The organism is Vibrio sp. 10N.237.312.B06 (genome assembly GCF_041464685.1).
Lineage (GTDB): Bacteria > Pseudomonadota > Gammaproteobacteria > Enterobacterales > Vibrionaceae > Vibrio > Vibrio tasmaniensis_A.
This window is the reverse complement of sequence record NZ_JBFSPI010000205.1, coordinates 1-1,147: the sequence shown is the minus strand read 5'-3', so window position 1 is coordinate 1,147 and position 1,147 is coordinate 1. Positions and strand designations below refer to the sequence as shown.

General features: G+C 51.6%; 1 rRNA gene. It reads right to left on the bottom strand.

Annotated elements, in window-relative coordinates:
- Positions 1-1,147: ribosomal RNA gene (locus tag AB6C75_RS23565) — 23S ribosomal RNA — on the bottom strand; the annotation flags it as partial.

Here is a 1,147-nt window from a genome sequence, read left to right as displayed (position 1 = left end):
GAAAGTCCGGATTTACCTAAACTTTCCGCCTACGTACTTGAACCTGGACAACCGTCGCCAGGCCCACCTAGCCTTCTCCGTCCCCCCATCGCAATTGTAAGAAGTACGGGAATATTAACCCGTTTCCCATCGACTACGCCTTTCGGCCTCGCCTTAGGAGTCGACTTACCCTGCCCCGATTAACGTTGGACAGGAACCCTTGGTCTTCCGGCGAGGGAGTTTTTCACTCCCTTTATCGTTACTCATGTCAGCATTCGCACTTCTGATACCTCCAGCAGCCCTTACAGACCACCTTCAACGGCTTACAGAACGCTCCCCTACCCCACATACCCTAAGGTACGTAGCCGCAGCTTCGGTGTATAGCTTAGCCCCGTTACATCTTCCGCGCAGGCCGACTCGACCAGTGAGCTATTACGCTTTCTTTAAATGATGGCTGCTTCTAAGCCAACATCCTGGCTGTCTGAGCCTTCCCACATCGTTTCCCACTTAGCTATACTTTGGGACCTTAGCTGGCGGTCTGGGTTGTTTCCCTCTCCACGACGGACGTTAGCACCCGCCGTGTGTCTCCCGGATAGTACTTACTGGTATTCGGAGTTTGCAAAGGGTTGGTAAGTCGGGATGACCCCCTAGCCTTAACAGTGCTCTACCCCCAGTAGTATTCGTCCGAGGCGCTACCTAAATAGCTTTCGGGGAGAACCAGCTATCTCCAGGTTTGATTGGCCTTTCACCCCTAGCCACAAGTCATCCGCTAATTTTTCAACATTAGTCGGTTCGGTCCTCCAGTTGATGTTACTCAACCTTCAACCTGCCCATGGCTAGATCACCTGGTTTCGGGTCTAATCCTAGCAACTGTACGCCCAGTTAAGACTCGGTTTCCCTACGGCTCCCCTAAACGGTTAACCTTGCTACTAAAATTAAGTCGCTGACCCATTATACAAAAGGTACGCAGTCACACCACGAAGGTGCTCCTACTGCTTGTACGTACACGGTTTCAGGTTCTATTTCACTCCCCTCACAGGGGTTCTTTTCGCCTTTCCCTCACGGTACTGGTTCACTATCGGTCAGTCAGTAGTATTTAGCCTTGGAGGATGGTCCCCCCATATTCAGACAGGATATCACGTGTCCCGCCCTACTCGTTTTCACTGAT